Origin of the sequence: Maritalea myrionectae, assembly GCF_003433515.1 — a bacterium.
GTDB lineage: Bacteria > Pseudomonadota > Alphaproteobacteria > Rhizobiales > Devosiaceae > Maritalea > Maritalea myrionectae.
On sequence record NZ_CP021330.1, the window covers coordinates 2,746,545 to 2,769,170 of the forward strand.

The following is a 22,626-nucleotide window of genomic DNA, read 5'->3' on the forward strand; positions in this document are numbered from 1 at the left end:
TTTATTGTTGGTCTGAACGCATTAGGCCAGAACAGGGCTTAAAGTCAATCTTTTGGCCCAAATTGATGGGCGCATGGTCAATCTGCAAAAAAGCCAAGTTTGACATCAATATCCGACATGGCTTTTTCTTTCGCCAAGACTGCCCGCGCATTTTCGCTATCCTGATCCATGGCCGTGATCAATTCATCGAGCGAATTAAAGTTGGCTTCGCCACGCAAATATTGGCAAAGGGCCACTTCCATATATTCGCCATAGACCTCTTCGGCGAAGTCGAAAATATGGGTTTCGAACAAGGTGGTGCCATTATCAAACATAGGGCGACGGCCATAATTGGCCACGCCATCATAAGTTTTGCCCTTAACGCGGGCGCGCACGACATAAACGCCATGCTTGAGCCCTTCATGGGGCGACAGGTGCAAATTGGCTGTTGGATAGCCCAACTCGCGGCCCCGCTTATCGCCATGGCTGACTTCGCCGGCGATGAAGGCATGATAGCCGAGCAATTGGTTGGCAAATTCCACCTCACCTTCACGCAATGCTTCGCGCACGCGGGTTGAGGAAACGGGTGCATCACCTTCGTCGAGCATATGGTTGATGACCACATCGAACCCATATTTTGGTCCCGCTTCAACCAAATATTGTGGTGTGCCTGCACGGTCTTTGCCGAAATGGAAATCTGCGCCCACAGTGACGATTGATGCGCCAAGTTGGTCAACAATATAGTGCTCAATGAAGTCTTGTGCGGACTTTTGTGAAAACTCTTTGGTGAAGGGCATGATCACCACGCCGTCAAAGCCCATCGCCTCCACAAGGCGCGCCTTTTGGTTGCGCTCCGTCAGGCGGAACATAAACGGCTTTGGCGCAAAAACGTCGCGTGGGTGCGGTTCAAACGTCAGCACAAGCGCTGGCACATTGTTGGCGCACGCCATTTGCTGCGCCCGCTCGAAAATCGACTGATGACCGCGATGACACCCATCAAAATTGCCAATCGCGACCACGCCCCCGCGTAGGTGCTTTGGCAACTCACCCAAATTTTCGACAATTGTAAACGCCATAGTGTGAAGCCCTATTTACTGAATCAAAGGCGGAAATGAATTGGCGCAAACTGCCCCGTTTGGCGGCAATTTGCAAGCAGAGCATGATTATATTTGCTCACTTTGCTATACGCGCTTTTCCCAAGTCAGGGATTTACTGTGATTTCAGCGACCAGCCGTATCATACCGGGATATTTAATGAATTCCTGGGGGTGAGAGAATGGCTTTGGACCGATCCATGCGCATTCTTATCGTGGACGATTACGCCACGATGCTGCGCATATTACGCAATCTATTAAAACAATTGGGTTTTGAGAATGTTGATGACGCGCCCGATGGGCACGCGGCGGCCCAAATGGTCGCCAAACAGAAGTATGATTTAATCATATCCGATTGGAACATGGAGCCGATGACCGGGTATGAATTGCTGCGCCATGTGCGCGCGGACCCTGAAAATGCCCATGTTCCTTTCATTATGATCACGGCAGAATCGGCAACTGAAAATGTGATCGCGGCCAAGCGGGCCGGCGTAAATAATTACATCATCAAGCCATTCACCACCGAGATTTTGTTCGCCAAGATGCAGGCGGTTTTTGAAAAGCAGATGGCGAGCTGATGATGGTACAAATAGCAGAAAAACAAACCGGCGAGCTCGACCTCACCGATTTATCAGACAGCGACGATGAACGTATTCCATTGAAAGATGTCATCGCGCTGGCCGAGAAAGTCACCGCAGCGCTAAAACCACTGGTCCGTAGCCTTGACCGCTCCATGCACCAAGAGCTTCGGGAGATTTTGCAAGCCATTGAAGGTTTGCGCACCGAGCTATCGCGCGTGGATGCCAATGACATCTTTGCTAAGCGCATCCCCGAAATGGGGCGTGAGTTGGGTGCCATCGTGAAAGCCACAGAGGTTGCCACCGACACAATCATGAATGTTGCTGAACAAGTGTTGGCGGCTGATCGCTCCGATCCTGAAAAATATGCTGCCGAGGTGGAGCAACATATGATGGCGATTTTTGAAGCCTGCAGTTTTCAAGATTTAACCGGCCAGCGCGTGACCAAAATCATCCACACGATGGAAGTGATTGAAGAGCGCATTGAGGTGCTGTGCAAAATGATTGAGAACAATAATATTGCCCCCCAGACGAGTGGTGAACCCACAGCTCAGGAAAAGCGAAACCAGGAAAAACTGGTCAGTGGCCCCGCCCACGAAGGCGAAGGGGTTTCACAGTCTGACATTGATGCCATGTTCTGATCCTCCCCCGGATGCCCTGCGCCATGATTACCAATAAAGGCGTGGGGCAAATCCGACGGTATTTGCTTTGCTTTGGCCCACAAGTCTGGTGATCATTTCCGGATCAGGGTCCTCAACACTGCCAAATTCTTGCGCGTGAATTGACCCGGAAATGAACAGGAAATCATAGCCCATATCAGCAGCCCCTGTTGCGTCAGTACGCACACTATCGCCGATGGCCAAAGTGCGGTCTGGTGCAGGCGCCTTGCCCAGCTTTTCGGCGGCCAAACGGGAGGCGCGTTGATAAATCGGCGCGTAGGGTTTGCCCGCCATGCGCACTTCGCCGCCTGCTTGTTCATAAACGTCAGCCAGCGCACCGCCGCAATAGATCAACTCATCGCCAACTTCGACAACTTTATCCGGATTGGCACAAATGAACGGCAAGCCCCGTTTTTTCCAATCCAGCACTTGTTCTGCATAATCCTCGGGTGTGCGCCCATATTCCAGATCGGTGCAAATGATCGCCTGTGCGTCTTCCAGCGCGCCAAATTGAACCGCGATCCCCTCAAACAACGCGCCGTCACTATCGGGGCCCAAACGATATAGGGACTGGCCTTCATAGGGCCGGATCAAATCGCGTGTGGCATCGCCTGAAGTGACAATCGCATCGTAAATGTCGGTGGTTACGCCGAGTTCGGCAATCTCGGCTGCGATTTCGCCCGATGGGCGGGGGGCATTTGTCACCAAAATCACAGCCTTGCCCATGGCCTTCGCGTCGCCGAGGGCTGCAATTGCCGTTTTGTGGCCCACTCGTCCGTTGTGCAGCACACCCCACACGTCGCAAAACAGAGCATCATAGGAATTGATCAGGTCGGAAAGACCTCGTTTAGGTAAAGGCATAGTTGGACTTCGCTTCGATGGTAATTCGCCTAATAGGCAGAAGATTGAACTTTTTGTTTTTCACCCAACAGGTCGGGGCGTACGGGCGATGGCGGCGCGATATGTTCGCCTTGCGCAAACGGGATTTTGTCATCCAGCAGCATCAAGATTTGTTCTTCTTGTATCACATTGTCCATGATCAAGCCCACATCATAACGCTTCACAAAATCGGCAACATCTGCATTGTGAAGGTCTGAATAGGATTGTGGCTTTTCAATAAAGCGCTGCGTGTCCGCCTTCACATATTTTACGCCACGGGCATATAGATCCTGGAAGTTCAGCCGCAGGCTGCGCACATTATCCAAGCACAAACCAACACCAATTTTGACAAATTGTGAAAGGTTGGTGCGCTGGGTTTCATTTAACGCGGCATATTTCTCCTCATCCATTGTCAAAAACAAGCTCGCTGTTACCGCGCGATTGGACTGAACCAGGCTGACCAATCGTTCGCAGGCATCAGCGTCGTTGAGCAGACAATAGGATATCGGCACAAACAATGATGTGGGATCACCAGTAATGTTGGATCGATGTATGATGTTTGCACCCTGCCGAACCAGCATTTGTTCCAGCTCTGAAATGGTGCCAGTGCGATCGGCATTTGGCAAAAATTCATTTGCGTTCAAAAACTTACCGCCGACCTGCTCGATCTTGGGCACCAAATCATACCCCAATGTGCGGCGGTTGGGCAGCGTGACAATCGGTTGCAGATATTGGCGCACCCGCCCCTCAGCAAGCGCATCTTGCAATATTGATATTGGCAAATCAGATTCTTCACGATCTGCAGCGGTTGATGAGCGGTTTGCCGCTTTGAGCGGCGAGACATTGTATGCGGTTTCTTGGCTTGGTGCCGGCTCGGGTGCCGGGGGCGGCGCCATCGCTTGGGTTGCTTGAAGCTCTTCCACTTCGGCGACAGCTTCTGCCAATTCGCGCACCACTGTGCCTAGAACGGAGATGTCAGATTCAACATCTTCAAGCCGATTATTGACATTGATGTTGGACAAGTAATTGACCTGGTCCGACATGATCTCGTTGGTGCGGGCAACAACACCCAATTGCTGGGCAATTTCAGACACGCGCTGGGCCAGATATTTTTCGGTCCGGCGGCGAAACAGCCCCTCAACAATCATGAAGCAGGTTAAAGCCGAAACGCTGAACAAGAGAATGGCATCCATCAGGGTGACACCCAACCCAAAATAGGCGGTTATACCCACGCTCAAACACGCAACAAAGATAAAAAACAAAATGAGTGCGCGCACGTTCTCCTAAAAGCCCTTCAATCCAGATTCCCCTGACACCAGCATAGCATCGCTTTTTTAACCGTCAAAGCAATCTCAAACTTACGGTTTTGCGCTATTTTTACAATTTTGCATCAAATGCAAACACTTTGTTTACCCTAAATGTGAAGAATGGGGTCAGCAAGAATGCGAAAAAGACCCAGAATCGGGAGTAACGGCAGAATGCCAAGTTCATGCGGCTCGTCACGGCCACCGCGTCTATTAATTGTCGACCATGGCAATTCAGTTCTCAATGACTGCCAAGAATTTTTGGACAATAAGGGTAATGGAATGCAGCTTGCCTGCACCCATGTCACCGGCGGAAAACCGGGCTTGAGCGCGCTCAAATCCCACGATTTTGATATCATTTTCGTCGATTTCGGCAGTATTGATGATTTAGATCCAGATGCTGAAGTCGCTCTCTCCAAAATTGCACATTATTCTCAAGGCGCCCTGATCATTGCCCTTTCTGAAGGCGGCTCTGTCACCATGGCGGTTGCAGCGATGCGGGCTGGTGCGCATGATTATTTTGCAAAACCTGTCACCGCAAAGATTCTATTTGAGCGTTTGGAAGAGCTTTCTGCCCGGCATGGCAAGAAATATCAGTTTTCACCACCGCCGGAAGAAGGCGATCGGCTCGATTTTGAGGGCTTTGTTGGCGCATCGCCGCAAATGCGCGTCATTTATGAACAGATTGGACGGATCGCGCCCTCCAACGCGCCAGTGTTTATCACAGGTGAGAGCGGCACCGGCAAAGAAGTCTGCGCTGAAGCAGTGCATGCGCGTTCGAACCGGGCCGACGGTCGATTTGTGGCCATCAATTGCGGTGCCATCCCGCGTGACCTGATGGAAACGGAGCTTTTCGGCGTCGTCAAAGGTGCTTTTACCGGCGCCATGCAAGACCGTGACGGGGCGGTTGAACTCGCCAATAACGGCACTTTGTTTCTCGATGAAATTGGCGAATTGGATTTGAGCCTACAGGCCAAATTGTTGCGCTTTTTGCAAACCAGCAGCATCAATCGCGTCGGCGAAGCGATGCCGCGCAAAGTTGATGTGCGCATTATTTGCGCCACCAACCGCAATCCAATGCAAATGATCACAGAGAAATGCTTCCGCGAAGATTTGTTTTATCGCTTGCATGTGCTGCCCATTCATTTGCCACCACTCCGCCAACGCCCGGCAGACATTATGCCGATCGCTGAAACATTCTTGTCGCGCTATTCTGAAGAAGAGGGCAAAGAGTTTATCGGCTTTGATCGCGAGACAGCTGAACAGTTTATGAGCCGGGAATGGCCGGGCAATGTGCGCCAAATCCAAAATCTGGTGCGCCGCATCGTCGTGATGCATGACGAGCAATTGGTCACCCCGCGCATGGTGCGGCTGGCTGATATTGAAGGCACCGCGCAGCAGGCGGCACGCGATGTACCACGCGCTGCCCCAATCGCCAATCGGCATGCCAGAGCACAGTCTTTGGTGTTGGAGCCGCTTTGGAAGCAGGAACAACGCATTATTGAGGAAGCGTTGGCCCTGTTTGACGGCAATATCTCGCAAGCGGCAGCGGCGCTCGAAATCAGCCCTTCCACCATTTATCGCAAGAAAATGTCTTGGGAAAAGCTGGAAGCGGAAAACGCCGCTTAGGCACCTATGTCAATCACCCTCTCTCGTCGGCCTGCCACTTTGGCCGATCTTGACGCCTTGGTTGAATTGCGCGTTGTCGCCATGCAACCCAGTTTGGAAAAGCTGGGGCGCTTCAACCCCGCACGTGCTCGCCAGCGTCTAATTGACGAATATTCGCCTGAACACACGACAATTTTGCTCGATAACGACCAGCTGATCGGCTGCTACGCGCTCATACCTCAGGATGATTTCCTTTACCTCGCCCACCTTTATCTCTTGCCGACCTATCAAGGTCGCGGCCTTGGCAAAATGATCGTGAGAGAATTGCAAGCCAGGGCAAACAAGATGTGCAAAAACATTTGCCTTACTGCGCTCAACAATAGCGATGCAGAGAAATTCTATGAGGGGCTTGGATTTAAGGTTGTTGAGCGTGGCGAAGTGGATATCCGTATGGAGTGGCGGCGCCCCAAAACAGCTAGAATTTAGCTATTGGTGGAAGCCAAGTTTAACTTGAATTGATTTGGCGAAAATAGGATTTCCATCCGGCGATCGAAGGCTGAGTGTCACCATACGCCGCGGTAAGTTCGCAAGCATGCCTGTCGACATCACAAATTTGCCATCTACAATGTTAGCTGCGCCAATCCGCTCATCATCGACATAGGCACCCACCTCAAGTGGGGCATCAAATTCATCCACCTCGCCCGAAATTTCGATAATCTTTGTGAGCGGCAGAAGCGGCACGCTGTATTTGCCAGTTGTTGTTGGACCAAACGCGCGGTCAATAATCAGATTGTCACCCCGATAAATGCGCACGGGCGCCTCTGCGCGGCCGGACCGTTCTATCTCCACGGTGCCAATTTGCTCAAACCGCTCAAAATACCGTTCGAAGCTGGCCAGCATGGACTCATGCGGCCAGACCGATGTCGCCACATATCCCGTTTTGCCTTCAAGCGCTGTGGGATCAACATTAAAAGCGATATTACGCGGGTCTGATGAGATGCATAAAAATGGCACCTGCCCTGCCGCAGCATTATCGACATGGCCACATTCAGTCCAGTGCACGCCTGCAACAAAGTTGCCGTCAATGAGCGCGCCTTCTTTTTCTAGGAACTGTTGTAACGCCGTCCACGGCAAAGCGTCGCGTGTTGGGTCTGTGCCTTGGTCAAAGCCCGGTACAATATTGCGTAACCAGCCCGTAGCTGTGTGCGTTACCAGGACGCCCATCACCACAAAATTGACGATCGTTGCAAGAACCAAGAAGGCAGACAGCACTGTTTTGCGACGTGCCCAGGCCTTGTCGATCCACATGGCCAACACCAAAAACAGCATCATATAGCCCGGTGCTTGCCAATGAAAATGAAACTGTGTTTCAGACCAAGCCGCCACAGCGGTAAACAACAATATGGGGCCATGAGCCAGCATCAGGAAAAAGAAGGTAGTGCCAGGCTGCTTGGCGTCGGGCCATTTTGAACCTGGCCCTTTGACCAGCGCAATTCCCCCCGCAACTAAGGCGGGCAGCGCCAGCCATGGGGTAATGTAGATCAGTTGGCCCACAATCATGCGCGTCAGGCGAAGCAGCGAAAAGTCATCCCCAAAAGCGCGGCCACCCTGAAATGTGAAGGAGATAAACTCGTTTTGCCAATTCCAAATCAGCACTGGCGAGCCGATGATGGCGGCAACCAATATTGCCAAATAGGGTCCGGGATGTACGATCCATTTGCGTGCGCTCGGCGCGATCAAGGCGAAAAGGCCCGCGCCATATAGCAGGAACACAGCGTGATATTTCGACAGGAAGGTCAATCCCAACATTGCCCCGACAAGAAGCCAGCTTTTGAATGGCGCGCTGGGCGTTTCCACAAATATGTCGAGCAAAAACCATGCGGTCAGCAGCCAAAACAGCATCAATGGCGCTTCGGGCTGTGCCCATCCGCCAATTGAAACTTGGAAGAGCAGCGAGATGTTAAACAACAGCGCAGCGATCCAACCGGCACGTTCAGATTGCACCCGCGCACCAAGGCGGAAAATCACCCAAGTGCTCATGGCAAACATCAGGATGAACGGCAAACGCAAAAGCGCGGGCACTTCCCCGGGCACGATTTGGTTGGTGGCCCAAAGCACCCAAAGGAACAGTGGCGGCTGGTCAAAATAGGAAAGGTGAAGTTCCCGTGCGGATGCCAGATAGTAGGCCTCGCCAATGCCGAACCCCACCATGGCCCCGGCCCAGACGCGCCAAAGGGCAGTCAGCACAATCAACAGAATAACGAGTTTAGCGTAATATGAATCGTGATTGGGCCAAGAAACCAACTTCGCAGTGTTGCGCTGCCCTATCCCCATATTACACTCGCCATGTAAAAATACGTGTTACCGCATAATTAAACACGATACTGATGATTATGCCCGCGATTGCAGCGAAGTAGAATAGTGAATTTGTTTCAAATATAAAGGCTGCGACCGACACGTTGGCGATCGCTGGGATGGCGCAAACGGCGTAAAAGCTCAGCAGGCCTTTCCAATAGTTCACACCGCGCAATTGGCGATCTGCATAAGTGAACATATTGTTGAAATGAAAGTTTGAGGTCATCGCGACGATGGTTGCAAACAATTGGGCATTGGTGAAGTTAAAGCCCATCCAACTACTGGCGATGGTCAACGCAATCAAATGGACCACCACACCTGTGGCACCCACAGCGGCAAACATGAAAAAGGATGATGGCAAAATCCCGCCAGTCATTTTCGACAGCGCCAGGCCAAAGAACTGGGCAGCAATTAACGGGCTCATTTTGCTTTCGCCATCGTGGCGGGCGCGGAAGGTGAAGCCGACCTCGCCAATATTGAGCGGCACACCTTTGTTGCGCGCGGTAGCAATAATATCGAGAAGGATCTTGAACCCTTCGCTCGACAGGTGTGGTGCTACCTGTTCAAACTTTTCGCGTCTGAGCATGAAAAAGCCGGTCATCGGGTCGGTGATTTTGGTGCCTGTCACCAGATTGGCAATCGCGTTGGCCACATTTGAGCCCAGCTCCCGAAAGCGGGAAAGCCCCTCTCCTGCCGAGCGACCATCGAGAAAACGCGAGGCCAGCACCAGGTCTTTTTCCCCCTCGACGAGGGCAAGCATTTGCGTCAGCACGGTTTCGTCATGCTGATGATCTGCGTCCATCACCGCGACATATTCTGCGTTGCTGGCGGAAATGCCTTCAACACAAGCCGATGATAGGCCGCGGCGACCAATGCGTTTGATGCATTTCACCCATGGCTTTTTCTGTCCGATTTCCTTGGCCAACTCAGCCGTACCGTCAGGGCTGTTGTCGTCCACAAAAATCACCTCAAATGGCATTTGTGGAAACACCGCTTCCAGCTTTTCAACCAGCAGCTCAATATTGCCTCGCTCATTAAAAGTCGGCACTACGATTGAAAGGTGCGGCGCACTCCAGTTCGCCGCAGCGGCCAAAGTTTGGTCTTGCTCTGACATGAATTCCCAACTACGCTCCAAAAACTCGATGAAGGCTTAGCGCTAGTTGTGCGCAATGGCAATCCTTTGCCAGCCCCGAATTCGCCAATTCATCGCAAAATCGCTGACCGTTGTGTGTTTTTTTCCAAATCATTTCAGCTCAGTTCTTGACTCTTCCCCACCAGATCACTATTTCCTGTTCGATGCTAATTAGCACTCACCTATTGAGAGTGCTAGCAGCAGCGAAATTAATGTCAATTCAATAGGTAATTGAAGGAGCGAATATGAGCTTCCGTCCACTTCACGACCGCGTTGTCGTTCGTCGTGTCGACTCTGAAGAAAAAACTTCAGGCGGCATCATCATTCCAGATACTGCAAAAGAAAAGCCTTCTGAAGGCGTTGTTGTTGCTGTTGGCCCAGGTGCACGCGACGAAGATGGCAAGCACATCACACCAGATGTGAAAGCCAATGACCGCGTTTTGTTTGGCAAATGGTCAGGCACTGAAGTCAAGATCGATGGTGAAGACCTGTTGATCATGAAAGAAAGCGACATCATGGGCGTAATCGAAGGCTAATTTCAGCCTTTTCGCCCTGCCCTATCTACTCAGTTTCTAAGGAGCATACATAAATGTCTGCTAAGGAAGTAAAATTCGGAACCGAAGCGCGCGACAAGATGCTTAAAGGCGTCAACGTGCTTGCTAATGCGGTTAAAGTGACATTGGGTCCAAAAGGCCGCAATGTTGTGATCGACAAGTCTTTCGGCGCACCACGCATCACTAAAGATGGTGTTTCTGTTGCGAAAGAAATCGATCTTGAAGATAAGTTCGAAAATATGGGCGCACAAATGGTGCGTTCTGTTGCGTCAAAAACAAATGACGTTGCTGGCGACGGTACAACAACTGCAACCGTCTTGGCGCAATCAATCGTTGTTGAAGGCGTAAAGCTCGTTGCTGCTGGCATGAATCCAATGGATTTGAAGCGCGGTATCGATTTGGCTGTTAGCGAAGTGATCGAAAATCTCGCTAAAGCGAAAAAAGACATTTCAACCAGCGCAGAAGTTGCACAAGTTGGTACGATCTCAGCAAACGGTGAGAAATTCATCGGTGAAGAAATCGCCCGTGCAATGGAAAAAGTTGGCAATGAAGGCGTGATCACTGTTGAAGAAGCAAAGACTTCTGAAACTGTTGTTGACGTTGTTGAAGGCATGCAGTTCGACCGTGGCTACCTGTCACCTTACTTCTGCACCAACACTGAGAAAATGGTTGCTGAACTTGAAGATCCTTACATCTTGTTGTTCGACAAAAAATTGTCAAACCTTCAAGCCCTGTTGCCGATCTTGGAATCAGTGGTTCAATCTTCTCGTCCGCTCTTGATCATCGCTGAAGATGTTGAAGGCGAAGCGTTGGCAACATTGGTTGTGAACCGTTTGCGCGGCGGCTTGAAAGTTGCTGCTGTTAAAGCACCTGGTTTCGGCGATCGTCGTAAAGCAATGTTGGAAGACATCGCTGTGTTGACTGGCGGCCAAGTGATCTCTGACGATCTCGGCTTGAAGCTTGAAAACGTAACTTTGGATATGCTCGGCACTGCAAAGAAAGTCGACATCACCAAAGAAACAACAACTATTGTTGACGGTGCTGGTTCAAACGCTGACATCGAGTCACGCGTTGGCCAAATCAAAGCGCAAATCGAAGAAACTTCTTCTGACTATGACCGTGAGAAATTGCAAGAGCGCTTGGCGAAACTTGCTGGCGGTGTTGCTGTTATTAAAGTTGGCGGCGCAACAGAAGTTGAAGTTAAAGAGCGTAAAGACCGCGTTGATGATGCGTTGAACGCAACACGCGCTGCGGTTGAAGAAGGCATTGTTGCTGGTGGTGGCGTTGCGTTGCTGCGTGCTTCATCTGCTTTGACTGCCAAAGGCGAAAATGCTGATCAAGATGCAGGCATCAAGATCGTTCAGCGTGCGCTTCAAGCACCTATCCGTCAGATTGCAACCAACTCAGGCGACGAAGCTTCAGTTGTTGTGGGCAAAGTGTTAGAAAACTCTTCAAGCACCTTCGGCTACAACGCACAAACTGGCGAATATGGCGACATGATCAAAATGGGCATCATTGACCCTGTTAAAGTTGTGCGCACTGCCCTTCAGGATGCCGCATCTGTTTCTTCATTGTTGATTACAACAGAAGCAATGGTTGCTGACATTCCAGAAGAAAAAGGCTCTGGTCCTGCTGCTCCAGATATGGGTGGCATGGGCGGTATGGGCGGCATGGGCTTCTAAGCCACGCTACCCAACGCTACAAAGCATTAGGGGCGATCTTCGGATCGCCCCTTTTTTGTACTCAGAATTATTGTTCAGAAATTCTATCCGGCTTTGGACATTTTATGCTCATGACCTGTGGTCAGTTTGAACACATCCACCATATTGTCCAACTCAGACGAGCGGGCTTCGGTTTGCTCAATGGCCGCATTGGTTTGTTCAACCAGAGATGAATTGTGCTGAGTCATCTCGTCAATCTGCATGATGGCCGTCGAGATTTCTTCAATTGAGCTGGACTGCTCTTCGCTTTTCTGCGCGACAGATGCCATCAACTCATTGTTCTTGCGTGCCGCGTCCAACATTACATTGAGGCTTTCCGCTGCGCGATTGACCAGCTTGGTACCATCGTTCACTTCGTGAGCGGATTGTTCAATCAGTGCTTTGACTTCGTTAGACGCTTCCGCTGCGGACTGAGCGAGCCGCCGCACTTCAACTGCTACAACGGCGAAGCCTTTGCCCGCCTCGCCTGCGCGGGCGGCCTCAACCGACGCGTTCAATGCCAGCAAATTAGTTTGGAAGGCGATATCGTCGATCAAGCCAATAATGTTGGAAATCTTACTTGATGACTCGGTAATGCGTTCCATGGCCTGGCTGGCATTGCCCATCACTTCGCCACCCTCTTCTGCCGTGCGGCGTACATCGTCGGCCTGTTGCATAGCTTCTCGGGCCTGTGATGTGTTTTCAGCCACGGCGCGCGACATGTTTTTCACTGTCGCGGTGGTCTGCTGTATCGCAGCTGCTTGGCGGTTGCTGCGATCTGCCAAATCATTGGCGCCGGACAAGATCTCGCCCGTGGCGCTTTTAAGTGAGCGTGAGGTGCCTTGGATTTTGCCGACCAGTTCAGAAAGCTGATCCGAAACCGCGTTGATGTTGCCCTGCAACCGCTCAAACGCACCATTGCGATTGCCCTGAATACGATGGGTTAAATCTGCATTGGCCATGGAGAACAATGCGTCATCGGCCTCTTCCAGCCGATCACCCAATTCGATCATCAATTGGTTGGTGCTTTGAATAAGTGCGTTCAGATTGGGATCTTGCACTTCCAGATCAACACGCTTTTCAAAATCGCCATTGACCGCGGCAGACAACACATTTTGCATTTCGGCGTTGACCATTTCGGTTTCATGCCGGGTCTGATGCACATAGGAGCTGATTGCCAATTCCATATCCAGCATCAGCACCTTCATCATATCGGCAACGGTCTGCGCCACCTCATCAGCGCCATCGCTGTTGGATTTTCCGCCCAGACCAAAGCGCCCCTTGCGACCTTTGCCTTCGGCCAGCATATCCAGCATGACACCTTTGATGAGGTTTTCAGCGACAAGGGCATAGCCGGAAACGTAATATTTCAGATCCAAACCGATTGCGGCGTGAACGTGCCCAACTTTGCGACCGGCCCGTAAAAACTCTTCATCCCATGCGCCGTCCGCAATACGCTCCCAATGGGTCGTTTGTCGCTCCCGCGCACTTTGCCGCATTTGATCGGATTCGAAAAATGATTTGAGTGTGGGTGAAGTGGCTACTTTACCGTAAAATCGATCTAGCGCATCTGGCAGGTGAGATAGAATGTGGTCTTTTGCTTTAGCGACTCGTTGAGCTGCGTCCGCGCTAAGCTCCATCATCTCGCGACGCTCATCAATCGAAACCTGATCTTGATCCTGAGACACAGGTTTGCTCCTCCATATTTGCATCAAAAATGGCCGATCAAATCGGCCCCCCTCTTAACGCAATATGAACCATGTTGATTAATGGCTGATTAAGTAAAAGTTACAACCGGACTAAGTTGCAAATATTTCAATGATTTGAGGCCAAAGCAGACGCACCGCCATGGCGGTTGATATGATCACAATCATTGGCTTGATGATCTTTGCGCCAAAGCGCATTCCCGTGATCGCGCCAAGATAGCCTCCGCCAAACTGACCAACGATCATGGCACCGCCCACTGCCCAAATCACTTCGCCCGCATAAATGAAGAACACAAGTGCGGCTGCATTAGACGTTGCGTTCAACACTTTGGTTGAGCCGACAGCGCGGGTGACGCCAAAGCCAAACAGGGTGACAAATCCGGCCGTGAAAAACGAACCCGTGCCGGGCCCGAAAATGCCATCATAAAAGCCGATGGTGAAGCCCATAAGAGGGGCGAAAAGTGCAAAATTCAGCCGCTCAGCGCGGGCGTCATCTGAAAGACGGGGCGAAAACAAAAAGTACGCCGCCACGCCGATCAGCAGAATAGGCACCAGAACAAGCAAAATATCGGTGTCCATCTGTGTCGCGCCAAACGCGCCAATCATGCTGCCCACAAATGTGGTGATGATCGCGACGCCCAACTGCTTGAAATCCACATAGCCTTTGCGTGCATATGTTGTGGCGGCAACCACGGCGCCGACAACAGATTGCATTTTGTTGGTCGCTAAAGCCCCCACAGGCGGCAAGCCGGCGAACAACAGCGCGGGCACGCTAATCAGTCCACCGCCACCAGCAATAGCGTCCATAAAACCCGCAACAAAGGCGACGCCGGCCATGATTACCAGCAGCGAGATTTCATATTCCATGGAAGGTCCCGACTCGAAGAATAGATCGCCATTATGCCGTTTGATGGCCTCAGGGACCAGCAAAATTGCGCCCTTTTCATTGTTAATTTTATTCGAACTATCTGTGCATGTATTTGTATATTGTATTATTTTTTTATAGTTATAGATTGTCTGCCACGTCAAAAAACGGAGAAGATTATGGACGGGGTAAACAAAGCGACGCCACTTGTGGCGCGTATCTTAATGTCGGCTATTTTTATTATGGCAGGCTTGCCAAAACTGACGGCAGGGGCCGCAATGGCGCCTTATTTCGCCCAATTGGGCATTCCCATGCCGACGGTCAGCGTATATCTGGTTGGCCTTTTTGAAGTGGTGGCCGGTTTGGCAGTTCTGGTTGGCTTCAAGGCGCGCATTGCAGCGATCCTTTTGGCTCTATTCTGTGTGGCCAGCGGTTTTCTGGCGCACTTTGAACCAGCAAACCAAGCCCAAATGACCAGCTTGCTGAAAAACTTGGCCATGGCTGGCGGCTTTCTTCTGCTTTGGTTGCACGGCCCAGGGGCATATGCAATCGACAAGAAGTAATCCAACCCGCGATTAGCTTTTAAGGGCCTCGGTGATCTTTTCGCCGAGGCCTTTTTCTATCTTGTCTAGAAATGTCTCGAGCACAGCGATCCGATCCGCGGGCCAGTCCGCATTGCGTGAAACCACCAAATTGGCTTCCGACTTCAAGATCACACCGTCGCGCGGCACTTTGAGTTGATTGGCTTTAAGGGTCGACCCTGACGACGTGATATCGACGATGAGTTCAGCGGCTCCTGATGCCGGTGCCGCTTCAGTCGCCCCCATTGATTCAACAATGCGATATTCCGCAATGCCATGTTGCGCGAAATATTTGCGCGTCAAATTGATATATTTGGTTGCCACACGCAGCCATTGGCCATGGCGGTGACGATAATCGGAAGCAACATCTGCCAGATCGCGCATGGCGGTCACATCGACCCAAGATTCGGGCAAGCCCACCACGACATCGGCGCCGCCAAAGCCGAGCGGCTTGGCCAATTCTACCTGATTAATGCCGCGCTCGGCGGCTTCGTGCACCAAATCCTCGCCCGTAACGCCGACATCGATGTTGCCCGCAATCAGTTCACGGGCAATTTCACTGGCGGACAGAAAGCGCACCGTTACTTCAGGGAAATCGGCCATTTCGCCAAGGTAAGAACGCGCACCGCCCGGCCGTTCAATCGGCATGCCCAAATCAGCAAATACTTGACGCGTCGCTTCTTCTAACCGCCCTTTAGACGGTATTGCCAAAAGAATTGAGCTCATCGTGCGCCTCCTTGTTCAAGCCGATCTACCCAAACAGCACAGCCAATCGCGGTGACTTGTTTTTGCGCCCCTAGCCGTTGCAACAAGCGATCATATTGACCGCCCGAGGCGAGCACGTCGCCCGTCAAATTCGAGGTCAATTCAAACACATGTCCGGTGTAATAATCCAAACGCGGCGAGAATCCGGCATCAAACTCCACCTCAATTTGAGGGGCGTCGGATTTGAGTTGAGTGAGCCGCGCGCTCAACCGTTCCAATTGCGGGTCGAGGTTGATCCCAACCTTTTGCGCCAAAGCCGTGATGTGAAACACCTGCTCGTGCGCGCGGCCAGTGATCGACAAAAATTCACGCAATGTGCGCACGGTTGCGGCGGGCACTGGCGCGTCGGCCAATTGCCGCTTTTCCAAATAGCGTTCCGCGATCTCGTCTGCACTACGGCCCGAATAGGGTGAGAGCCCCGCCTCTTCCATCATCGCCAGAATTCTTGCTTTGGCAGCCTCGAAGTCTTTAGGCAAATCGGGTTGATCCTGCAGGCCTTCCGGCGCAAACAAGCGATCCAACAACCGCCCCATTGCCGCGTCATGGCCAAACCGATCACGCACACGCGGTCGCCACACATCAGGCAAATCGATTTGATCGAGCAATGCCTCAAACAAATCCACCGCGCCCAAATGAAGGCGCGGCTTTTCTTCGCCATAAAGCGCAGCGGTTTCGATCGCGAAATCCAAGCATTGCTGGAACGCTGCTTCTTCGTCTTGCGCCGCTAAAAACTCCAACCCCGCCTGATCAAATTCGGCGGGCCCATTTTCACGTTGGCGGAAAACGGGGCCGAGATAGCCGTAGCTCTTCTCGTCAAACTGCGGATGCTTTTGCACGTAGGCGGCGGCGATGGGCAGCGTGAAATCCGGGCGCAAACAATAGTTTGTTCCGTCGGCTCCAGTGGTGAGCAGAAGGCGCCGACCAATGTCTTCTCCGGCCAGATCAAAGAACAAATCCGACTTTTGCAAAATATCAGGTGCCGTTAGTTCGCCACGTGCTTTGATATTTTGTTCAAGTATCTGGCGCTTTTGCTGCAATTCGCTTGCGGTGAAGGGCATATCAACTCGCCTAATTTGATTGGGTTTCGTTCTGCTCAATCAGAGATTTGAGATGCTCAACCAAATTTTCGCGCTTCACGCTCACCTGCGCTGGGCGGGCTGCGCGCCATTCCGCATTGTCGGTGATGTCTTTAGACGCAATCTTGCCCGCGACCAAATCTTTGACCTGCACTTCGCCAGCATCGCGTTCTTCAGAGCCTTCAATCACCACGGCCGGGGCATTGCGTCGGTCCGCATATTTCATTTGTTTGCCCATGTTTTTGGACTGGCCCAAATAAAGCTCTGCCCGCACGCCCGCCGCGCGCAATTCGGCGACCATTTTCTGATAATTGGCGATTTGATCTTTATCCATGATCAACACAACGACAGGGCCAAAGCGCTCTTTGTTGCCCAATTCGCCGACCAGTTGCAGGGCATGGGCCAAACGGCTCACGCCGATGGAAAAGCCAGTGGCGGGCACAGCTTCTGCACGGAAACGGCTGACCAGACCATCATAACGACCACCGCCGCCAACAGAACCAAAGATGACTGTTTGGCCTTTTTCATTGGTGACCGGGAAGGTCAATTCGGCTTCAAAAACGGGACCTGTGTAATATTCAAGACCGCGCACCACGGAAGGGTCAATCTTCACCTTATCGCGGCTATAGCCCGCTGCATCAAACAGCGCTTGCATTTCTTTCAGCTCGGCCACGCCTTGCTGACCTTGCTCATTATCGCCAACCTGTTCAGCCAACACATCAAACAAATTGGCATCGTCAGCGTCAGCGGTCACATAGGCCAAGATGCGGTTGATCTGCTCTTCGTTGAGGCCCGCGCCCTTGGTGAAATCACCGCTATCGTCTTCGCGACCTTCGCCAAGCAGAAGCTTCACACCGTCAATGCCCAATCGGTCCATCTTATCAATGGCACGCAGCACGATCAGCGACGTATTGGTGTCGTCGGCCAAGCCGGCGGCAGCCAACACACCATCAAGCACCTTGCGGTTGTTCACCCGAACGACAAACTTGCCGGAAAGCCCTAGTTCGTCCATCACGTCGGCCATCATCATGCACATTTCGGCGTCCGCCGCCGGATCTGGTGCGCCAACGCTGTCGGCATCAAATTGCATAAACTGGCGGAAACGGCCTGGCCCCGGCTTTTCATTGCGGAACACATAGCCCTGACGATAGGAGCGGAACGGCTTAGGCAGGGTTTCGAAATTTTGCGCAAAATAGCGGGCAAGCGGCGCGGTCAAATCATACCGCAAGCTCATCCATTGCTCATCATCGTCCTGCAGTGAGAACACGCCCGCATTGGGCCGATCGGTATCGGGCAAAAACTTGCCAAGGCTCTCAGTATACTCGAACAAAGGTGTTTCAAGCGGGTCAAAACCATAGCGCTCATAAACCGCTTTGATCCGATGGATCATGGCATCTACCGCGATGATTTCATCGGGGTCGCGGTCTACAAATCCGCGCGGCAAAATGGGCGTTAAACGCTTTGCTTTTTTAGCCATGATCATACCTAGTTTTTGAGTTGTTAAATGCGTTGCACAGCCAGAAAAAACACCGTGCGGGTCGGTAGTTAAACGATCATGCCCTGTCGCACAAGTCAAAGGCCGAAATATCGGGACTATTTTGGCTGTGGTGGTGTGAAGTTTTTGCGTGCCTCTTCCGCCTTTTGATGTGCAAAACAAGTGTCCATGTGATCATTGACCAACCCCATCGCTTGCATGAAGGCATAAGCGGTTGTTGGTCCAAAAAACTTCCAGCCGCGCCTTTTCATGTCTTTTGCCAGTTTTTGGGAAGCCTCCGTTTGCGCCAATTTGCGCAATGTCGCTTCATCTTTTTGGGCGGGGCGTTCGCTGAGCTGGGGCTCAAACTGCCAGAAATAGGCGGCCAATGTGCCAAATTCATCGCGCAGTTCAATTGCCCGTTGGGCATTGTTGATCGTGGCTGCGATTTTGCCCTTGTGGCGCACGATTCCGGCATCAGCCAACAAGCGATCCATATCGCGCTCGTCATATTTGGCAACTTTTTCAATTTCAAAATTGTCGAAAGCCGCGCGAAAATTTTCGCGTTTACGAAGGATGGTCAGCCAGGACAACCCGGATTGAAACCCCTCCAAGCACACCTTTTCAAATAGGCGCCGATCATCATCAACCGGATAGCCCCACTCACTATCATGATAATGAATATATTGCTGGTCTTCGCCACACCAAAAACATCGGTTCAATTTATCTTGGGAATTCATAATTTTGGTTTGCTTTCTGCTCAGATTTAATTATGTTCCCACAAACTAAATTCGACTTTAGATTTAATAACTGGCAGGTTAATCAAATTGTCTGCACGAACCAATTCAGCTTTGGTCGATTTGAAACTACTGATTGTAGACGACAATCAGTATGCACGCAGTTTGGCCATTGCCAATCTCAAGCAGATTGGTTTCCACAACATCGATGAGGCCGATAGCGGTGCTGAGGCGTTACTCCGCTTGCATACCGGCAGCTATGATGTGTTGATTATTGATTGGTATATGCCCGAGATTTCAGGCGCCGGCATGTTGAGCGTGATCCGCGATCGTCGCTTCGGCCCTGCGCACAACATCCCAATCATTGTGATGTCCGCCTACACGAACCGCGAAAACATCGAACGGGCGCTTGGCCTTGGCGCCAACCAAGTTGTGGCCAAACCGATCAAAACGGCAGCAATGTCGAAAGCGATTGGTGAGGTCATCAAAACTGAACGACAAAGCTATCATTCCATGTCTGGCCTACTGAACAAGGTTCAGGAGGAAGATATACTCGATGATCAATTGCTGGTCGACAATGATGAAGCTGACACTGCGTTCCTGTAACGCTATTCGGCTCGGGTACCTTTCAGTTAACCATGTCGCTTAACTACCTATAAACCCATAATTTTTAGGGTTTGCACACCATTCCACTTCACGCTTTATTTGGCGTCACCCGCTATTATTTGGTTCAAATTTTATTGAACCCGCATTTTGTGCGGTGAGGTGGTCGTATCATGCGTATTTCAGTATTGAAGCAGAATATTATGACGTGGGGCTTAGCCCTTTTGCTTGCCCTCTTGGTTGGCCAGAGTGCCTTGGCTGGCAACGGATTGGTCAAAACCCAAAACAGTTTTGGGCAAACTATTTACGTTTCCCCACCAGCGGGCATGACCGCAACCACAGGCACGCCGCGCAATGGCCTGCAAGTTAAAAACAAATATGGCCAACATCCGAAATATTTGCGTCAAGTCGTGCCCTACAATTCAAGCGAGGCCAAGGGCACCATTATTGTCGATACGGGCGCACGCTATCTCTATCTCGTTTTGGGCAAAGGGCGCGCCATGCGCTATGGCATTGGTGTGGCGAGAGAAGGCTTTGAATGGAGTGGCACCCACCGCATTACCGCGAAAAGAGAGTGGCCCAGCTGGACACCCCCGGCTGAAATGCGCAAGCGTCAGCCTGAGCTACCGGCCTTTATGCCTGGCGGCATTAACAACCCTTTGGGCGCACGCGCCCTGTACATCGGCAGCACACTTTATCGGCTGCACGGCACCACGCACCCATCGACAATTGGGCGCAAAGTTTCCTCAGGCTGCATTCGCCTCACCAATGACGACATCATCGACCTTTATCAACGCGCGTCAATTGGTGCTAAAGTCATTGTGATTTAGTTTACTTTTTTGGCCCACACTTCGGCATCTTTATTTGCATGACTTGTGGGCCACATGTTGCTATTTGCCAAACTGCTAAAACGGTTTCATCGCGATGAATCCGGCGCTTTTGCCGTCATTTTTGGCGTTATGGCCATTGTGCTGATCGCAACGGGGGGATCGGTCGTCGATTTCGTCGCGATCCAACAAAGTCGCGCCAATGCCCAAATATCGTTGGATTCGACAGTTTTGGCGCTGCAGCCCAAAATTCACACGCATACAACCGCTCAGCTCAAATCCACCACAGAAAAGCTACTTCAAGAGAGCATTGGTAGTAGCGAAGTGACGATCACTGTACTTGATCCTGTGGTTGATAAAGAGGCAGGTAGCCTGTTGCTGCAAGCCAAGATCAGTCGTCCAACATTTTTCGTTAAGCTGGTTGGAATTGATAAAATGGAGGCCCTAGTGCGGGCCGAGGCCACGCGAGCGCGCACTCGCTTGGAAGTGGCCATGGTGCTTGACAATTCTGGCTCCATGGGCGGCACAAAAATTACGCGTTTGCGTGAGGCCGCTGCTTTGGCCGTTGACATTATTTCAGAGTATAAAGATTTCCCGGAAAAAGTATTTTTCGGCTTGGTGCCGTTCACGGATATGATCAAGGTTGACCCCTCATACCGTTACTCAGGTTGGATGGATACCAACGGCCTGTCATCCACGAGCTGGGATAATTTTGACGATGACGACAATTCAAAAACAGGCCATGACGTCAGCAATGCGACGGACCGCCTAAACCGTTTTGATCTTTATGATGCAATGCCCAACTTTACGTGGGAGGGCTGCGTTGAGGCGAGACCCCATAACACTTCCTTGCCCTTTGAACAGCGGCTGGACGTATATGACAAGGCCCCCACACCGTCTGATGGCGACACCTATATTGTGCCTTTGTTCCAGCCCGACACGCCAGACGGCACCGGCTATCGGGTCAATTATTTGCCAGATACCAACCCCGCCTGCTCCACCAGCACCTCAACTGGCGAGTGTACAGAAACAGTTTGGACGGGGCGCTACGCTTCTCCTGGTCGCAGTTCAAGCTACAATCCAGATTCCGGCTATCCAGGCAATGCAAACAACACTTGCTCATGTACAGGCCGGACCATCACCTCGTCGTCCAGCTCTTGGGATTGGTACTATGGCACCGTAACGCAGAGCACATGCCGTGTCCTTGGGTTGCGCGAACGTCAAGAGCGCATTTGTAAATATCAGGGCGTAACGCCTGCACAAATCGGCTATTCATCCCCGAATGGCAGCTGCACGGTTGACCCTGTCACGCCTCTGACAAATGACATGAAAGACATTAAATCCAGAATCGCTGCAATGGACGCAAATGGGGGCACCAATATTCACATGGGTTCCATGTGGGGATGGCGCGTTCTGTCGCCGGGAGAACCTTTCACCGAAGGTGTGGGCTATGACAAGGGTGCCAGCAAAGTCATGATCATCATGACTGATGGTGAGAACACTGGTTACCCCTCGGGCGACAATTTCAACAACACCTATTACTATTCAATGTATGGCTTGTTTTATAATGGGCGGCTCGGCAATCTGGGCACAACCAGTGCGGAAGCGCGCACCGAAATGGATCGGCGCACGGTGCAAGTATGCGAGAATGCTAAGAATTCCGACCATGGCATTGAGATTTACACCATCGGCCTGGGCGTTTCATCGGGTACGCCAAACTGGACGATGCTGACCAATTGCGCGACGGATGCGGGCAAAGCGTACTTCCCGACTGATGCAAGTGAACTCAATGATGTGTTCACTGCCATTGCCGATCAATTGAGCGATCTACGCCTGTCGCAATAGGGCCAAAACTGTATTGGGGAAAGGTGGTACCGCCTCCCCGGATCGAACGGGGGACCTCTAGATCCACAATCTAGCGCTCTAACCTACTGAGCTAAGGCGGCACATCATTTGTGCGCGCGAACATAGGGCCAGACATTTGAATTGGCAAGAGGGCAAAAGCCGCTCTTTCAAAAAAAATTTCAGTTTTTCATTTTAACCATGAAAATGGTCTTTTCCATTGCAAAGGGCCCATATGCTGGACGGCTGCGCCTATAGAATATATTAAGAAAACGTAAATTTTCCACCTAAGCTGGTGACAAACCTCGG

At 51.5% G+C, this 22,626-nt stretch carries 21 protein-coding genes and 1 tRNA gene; 10 read left to right on the forward strand and 12 right to left on the reverse strand.

The window, feature by feature from the left end; genetic code table 11:
- Nucleotides 1-77: 77 nt before the first annotated feature.
- Nucleotides 78-1,055, reverse strand: coding sequence for a bifunctional riboflavin kinase/FAD synthetase (locus tag MXMO3_RS13850; protein ID WP_117396246.1), 978 nt, complete (start codon nucleotides 1,053-1,055; stop codon nucleotides 78-80).
- Between the two features lie 199 nt (nucleotides 1,056-1,254).
- On the opposite strand from MXMO3_RS13850, the gene MXMO3_RS13855 reads away from it, so the two are divergent.
- Nucleotides 1,255-1,650: a response regulator gene (locus tag MXMO3_RS13855; protein WP_117396247.1), complete on the forward strand. Its 396-nt coding sequence runs from the start codon at nucleotides 1,255-1,257 to the stop codon at nucleotides 1,648-1,650.
- The gene (locus MXMO3_RS13860; protein WP_117396248.1) at nucleotides 1,650-2,291 is read left to right on the forward strand and encodes a protein phosphatase CheZ; all 642 of its coding nucleotides are present in this window, start codon (nucleotides 1,650-1,652) and stop codon (nucleotides 2,289-2,291) included. Before MXMO3_RS13855 ends, MXMO3_RS13860 begins: the two co-directional genes overlap by 1 nt.
- A gap of 27 nt (nucleotides 2,292-2,318) precedes the next feature.
- Here the strand turns inward: MXMO3_RS13860 and MXMO3_RS13865 are convergent, their stop codons facing one another.
- On the reverse strand, nucleotides 2,319-3,170 hold the full coding sequence (locus tag MXMO3_RS13865; protein WP_117396249.1) for a TIGR01459 family HAD-type hydrolase: 852 nt from the start codon (nucleotides 3,168-3,170) through the stop codon (nucleotides 2,319-2,321).
- Nucleotides 3,171-3,199: 29 nt separating this feature from the next.
- The gene (locus MXMO3_RS13870) at nucleotides 3,200-4,465 is read right to left on the reverse strand and encodes an EAL domain-containing protein (RefSeq protein ID WP_027833666.1); all 1,266 of its coding nucleotides are present in this window, start codon (nucleotides 4,463-4,465) and stop codon (nucleotides 3,200-3,202) included.
- A 201-nt stretch (nucleotides 4,466-4,666) separates the two neighbouring features.
- Here MXMO3_RS13870 and MXMO3_RS13875 point away from each other — a divergent pair, with 201 nt between their 5' ends.
- Both MXMO3_RS13875 and MXMO3_RS13880 read left to right on the forward strand, forming a co-directional pair.
- Nucleotides 4,667-6,121: a sigma-54-dependent transcriptional regulator gene (locus MXMO3_RS13875; RefSeq protein WP_117396250.1), complete on the forward strand. Its 1,455-nt coding sequence runs from the start codon at nucleotides 4,667-4,669 to the stop codon at nucleotides 6,119-6,121.
- A gap of 6 nt (nucleotides 6,122-6,127) precedes the next feature.
- Complete coding sequence (locus MXMO3_RS13880; RefSeq protein ID WP_117396251.1) at nucleotides 6,128-6,586, forward strand: GNAT family N-acetyltransferase; 459 nt, start codon at nucleotides 6,128-6,130, stop codon at nucleotides 6,584-6,586.
- On the opposite strand, the gene MXMO3_RS13885 is transcribed toward MXMO3_RS13880, so the two are convergent.
- Nucleotides 6,587-8,434, reverse strand: a complete 1,848-nt coding sequence (locus tag MXMO3_RS13885; protein WP_117396252.1) for a glycosyltransferase family 39 protein — start codon at nucleotides 8,432-8,434, stop codon at nucleotides 6,587-6,589.
- A 1-nt stretch (nucleotide 8,435) separates the two neighbouring features.
- Nucleotides 8,436-9,569 carry a glycosyltransferase gene (locus MXMO3_RS13890; protein WP_117396253.1) on the reverse strand — a complete coding sequence of 378 codons (1,134 nt, stop codon included), beginning with the start codon at nucleotides 9,567-9,569 and terminating at the stop codon, nucleotides 8,436-8,438.
- A gap of 263 nt (nucleotides 9,570-9,832) precedes the next feature.
- On the opposite strand from MXMO3_RS13890, the gene groES reads away from it, so the two are divergent.
- Nucleotides 9,833-10,123 (forward strand): co-chaperone GroES, encoded by a 291-nt coding sequence (groES, locus tag MXMO3_RS13895; protein WP_027833670.1) that lies wholly within the window; start codon nucleotides 9,833-9,835, stop codon nucleotides 10,121-10,123.
- A gap of 53 nt (nucleotides 10,124-10,176) precedes the next feature.
- Nucleotides 10,177-11,823, forward strand: coding sequence for a chaperonin GroEL (gene groL / locus MXMO3_RS13900; protein WP_027833671.1), 1,647 nt, complete (start codon nucleotides 10,177-10,179; stop codon nucleotides 11,821-11,823).
- Between the two features lie 83 nt (nucleotides 11,824-11,906).
- On the opposite strand, the gene MXMO3_RS13905 is transcribed toward groL, so the two are convergent.
- The gene (locus tag MXMO3_RS13905; RefSeq protein WP_162889283.1) at nucleotides 11,907-13,529 is read right to left on the reverse strand and encodes a globin-coupled sensor protein; all 1,623 of its coding nucleotides are present in this window, start codon (nucleotides 13,527-13,529) and stop codon (nucleotides 11,907-11,909) included.
- A 111-nt stretch (nucleotides 13,530-13,640) separates the two neighbouring features.
- Complete coding sequence (locus tag MXMO3_RS13910; RefSeq protein WP_117396255.1) at nucleotides 13,641-14,414, reverse strand: TSUP family transporter; 774 nt, start codon at nucleotides 14,412-14,414, stop codon at nucleotides 13,641-13,643.
- A gap of 177 nt (nucleotides 14,415-14,591) precedes the next feature.
- On the opposite strand from MXMO3_RS13910, the gene MXMO3_RS13915 reads away from it, so the two are divergent.
- Entirely contained in the window at nucleotides 14,592-14,975 is a 384-nt protein-coding gene (locus MXMO3_RS13915) for a DoxX family protein (RefSeq protein ID WP_117396256.1), read from the forward strand.
- A 12-nt stretch (nucleotides 14,976-14,987) separates the two neighbouring features.
- Here the strand turns inward: MXMO3_RS13915 and hisG are convergent, their stop codons facing one another.
- The 4 genes from hisG to MXMO3_RS13935 form a co-directional block, all read right to left on the reverse strand.
- Nucleotides 14,988-15,719 carry an ATP phosphoribosyltransferase gene (gene hisG / locus MXMO3_RS13920; protein WP_117396257.1) on the reverse strand — a complete coding sequence of 244 codons (732 nt, stop codon included), beginning with the start codon at nucleotides 15,717-15,719 and terminating at the stop codon, nucleotides 14,988-14,990.
- Nucleotides 15,716-16,816, reverse strand: a complete 1,101-nt coding sequence (locus MXMO3_RS13925) for an ATP phosphoribosyltransferase regulatory subunit (RefSeq protein WP_117396258.1) — start codon at nucleotides 16,814-16,816, stop codon at nucleotides 15,716-15,718. The genes hisG and MXMO3_RS13925 overlap by 4 nt, the downstream gene beginning before the upstream one ends.
- Nucleotides 16,817-16,826: 10 nt before the next feature.
- On the reverse strand, nucleotides 16,827-18,311 hold the full coding sequence (gene hisS, locus MXMO3_RS13930; protein ID WP_117396840.1) for a histidine--tRNA ligase: 1,485 nt from the start codon (nucleotides 18,309-18,311) through the stop codon (nucleotides 16,827-16,829).
- 116 nt (nucleotides 18,312-18,427) lie between these two features.
- Nucleotides 18,428-19,048, reverse strand: coding sequence for a DNA-3-methyladenine glycosylase I (locus tag MXMO3_RS13935; RefSeq protein WP_117396259.1), 621 nt, complete (start codon nucleotides 19,046-19,048; stop codon nucleotides 18,428-18,430).
- An 87-nt stretch (nucleotides 19,049-19,135) separates the two neighbouring features.
- On the opposite strand from MXMO3_RS13935, the gene MXMO3_RS13940 reads away from it, so the two are divergent.
- The 3 genes from MXMO3_RS13940 (at nucleotide 19,136) to MXMO3_RS13950 (ending at nucleotide 22,320) form a co-directional block, all read left to right on the forward strand.
- Entirely contained in the window at nucleotides 19,136-19,651 is a 516-nt protein-coding gene (locus tag MXMO3_RS13940) for a response regulator (protein WP_162889284.1), read from the forward strand.
- 170 nt (nucleotides 19,652-19,821) lie between these two features.
- Nucleotides 19,822-20,478 (forward strand): L,D-transpeptidase, encoded by a 657-nt coding sequence (locus tag MXMO3_RS13945; protein ID WP_162889285.1) that lies wholly within the window; start codon nucleotides 19,822-19,824, stop codon nucleotides 20,476-20,478.
- Between the two features lie 54 nt (nucleotides 20,479-20,532).
- Nucleotides 20,533-22,320 (forward strand): vWA domain-containing protein, encoded by a 1,788-nt coding sequence (locus MXMO3_RS13950; RefSeq protein ID WP_117396261.1) that lies wholly within the window; start codon nucleotides 20,533-20,535, stop codon nucleotides 22,318-22,320.
- A gap of 24 nt (nucleotides 22,321-22,344) precedes the next feature.
- Here MXMO3_RS13950 and MXMO3_RS13955 read toward each other — a convergent pair.
- Nucleotides 22,345-22,421, reverse strand: a tRNA-His gene (locus MXMO3_RS13955).
- Nucleotides 22,422-22,626: the final 205 nt, after the last annotated feature.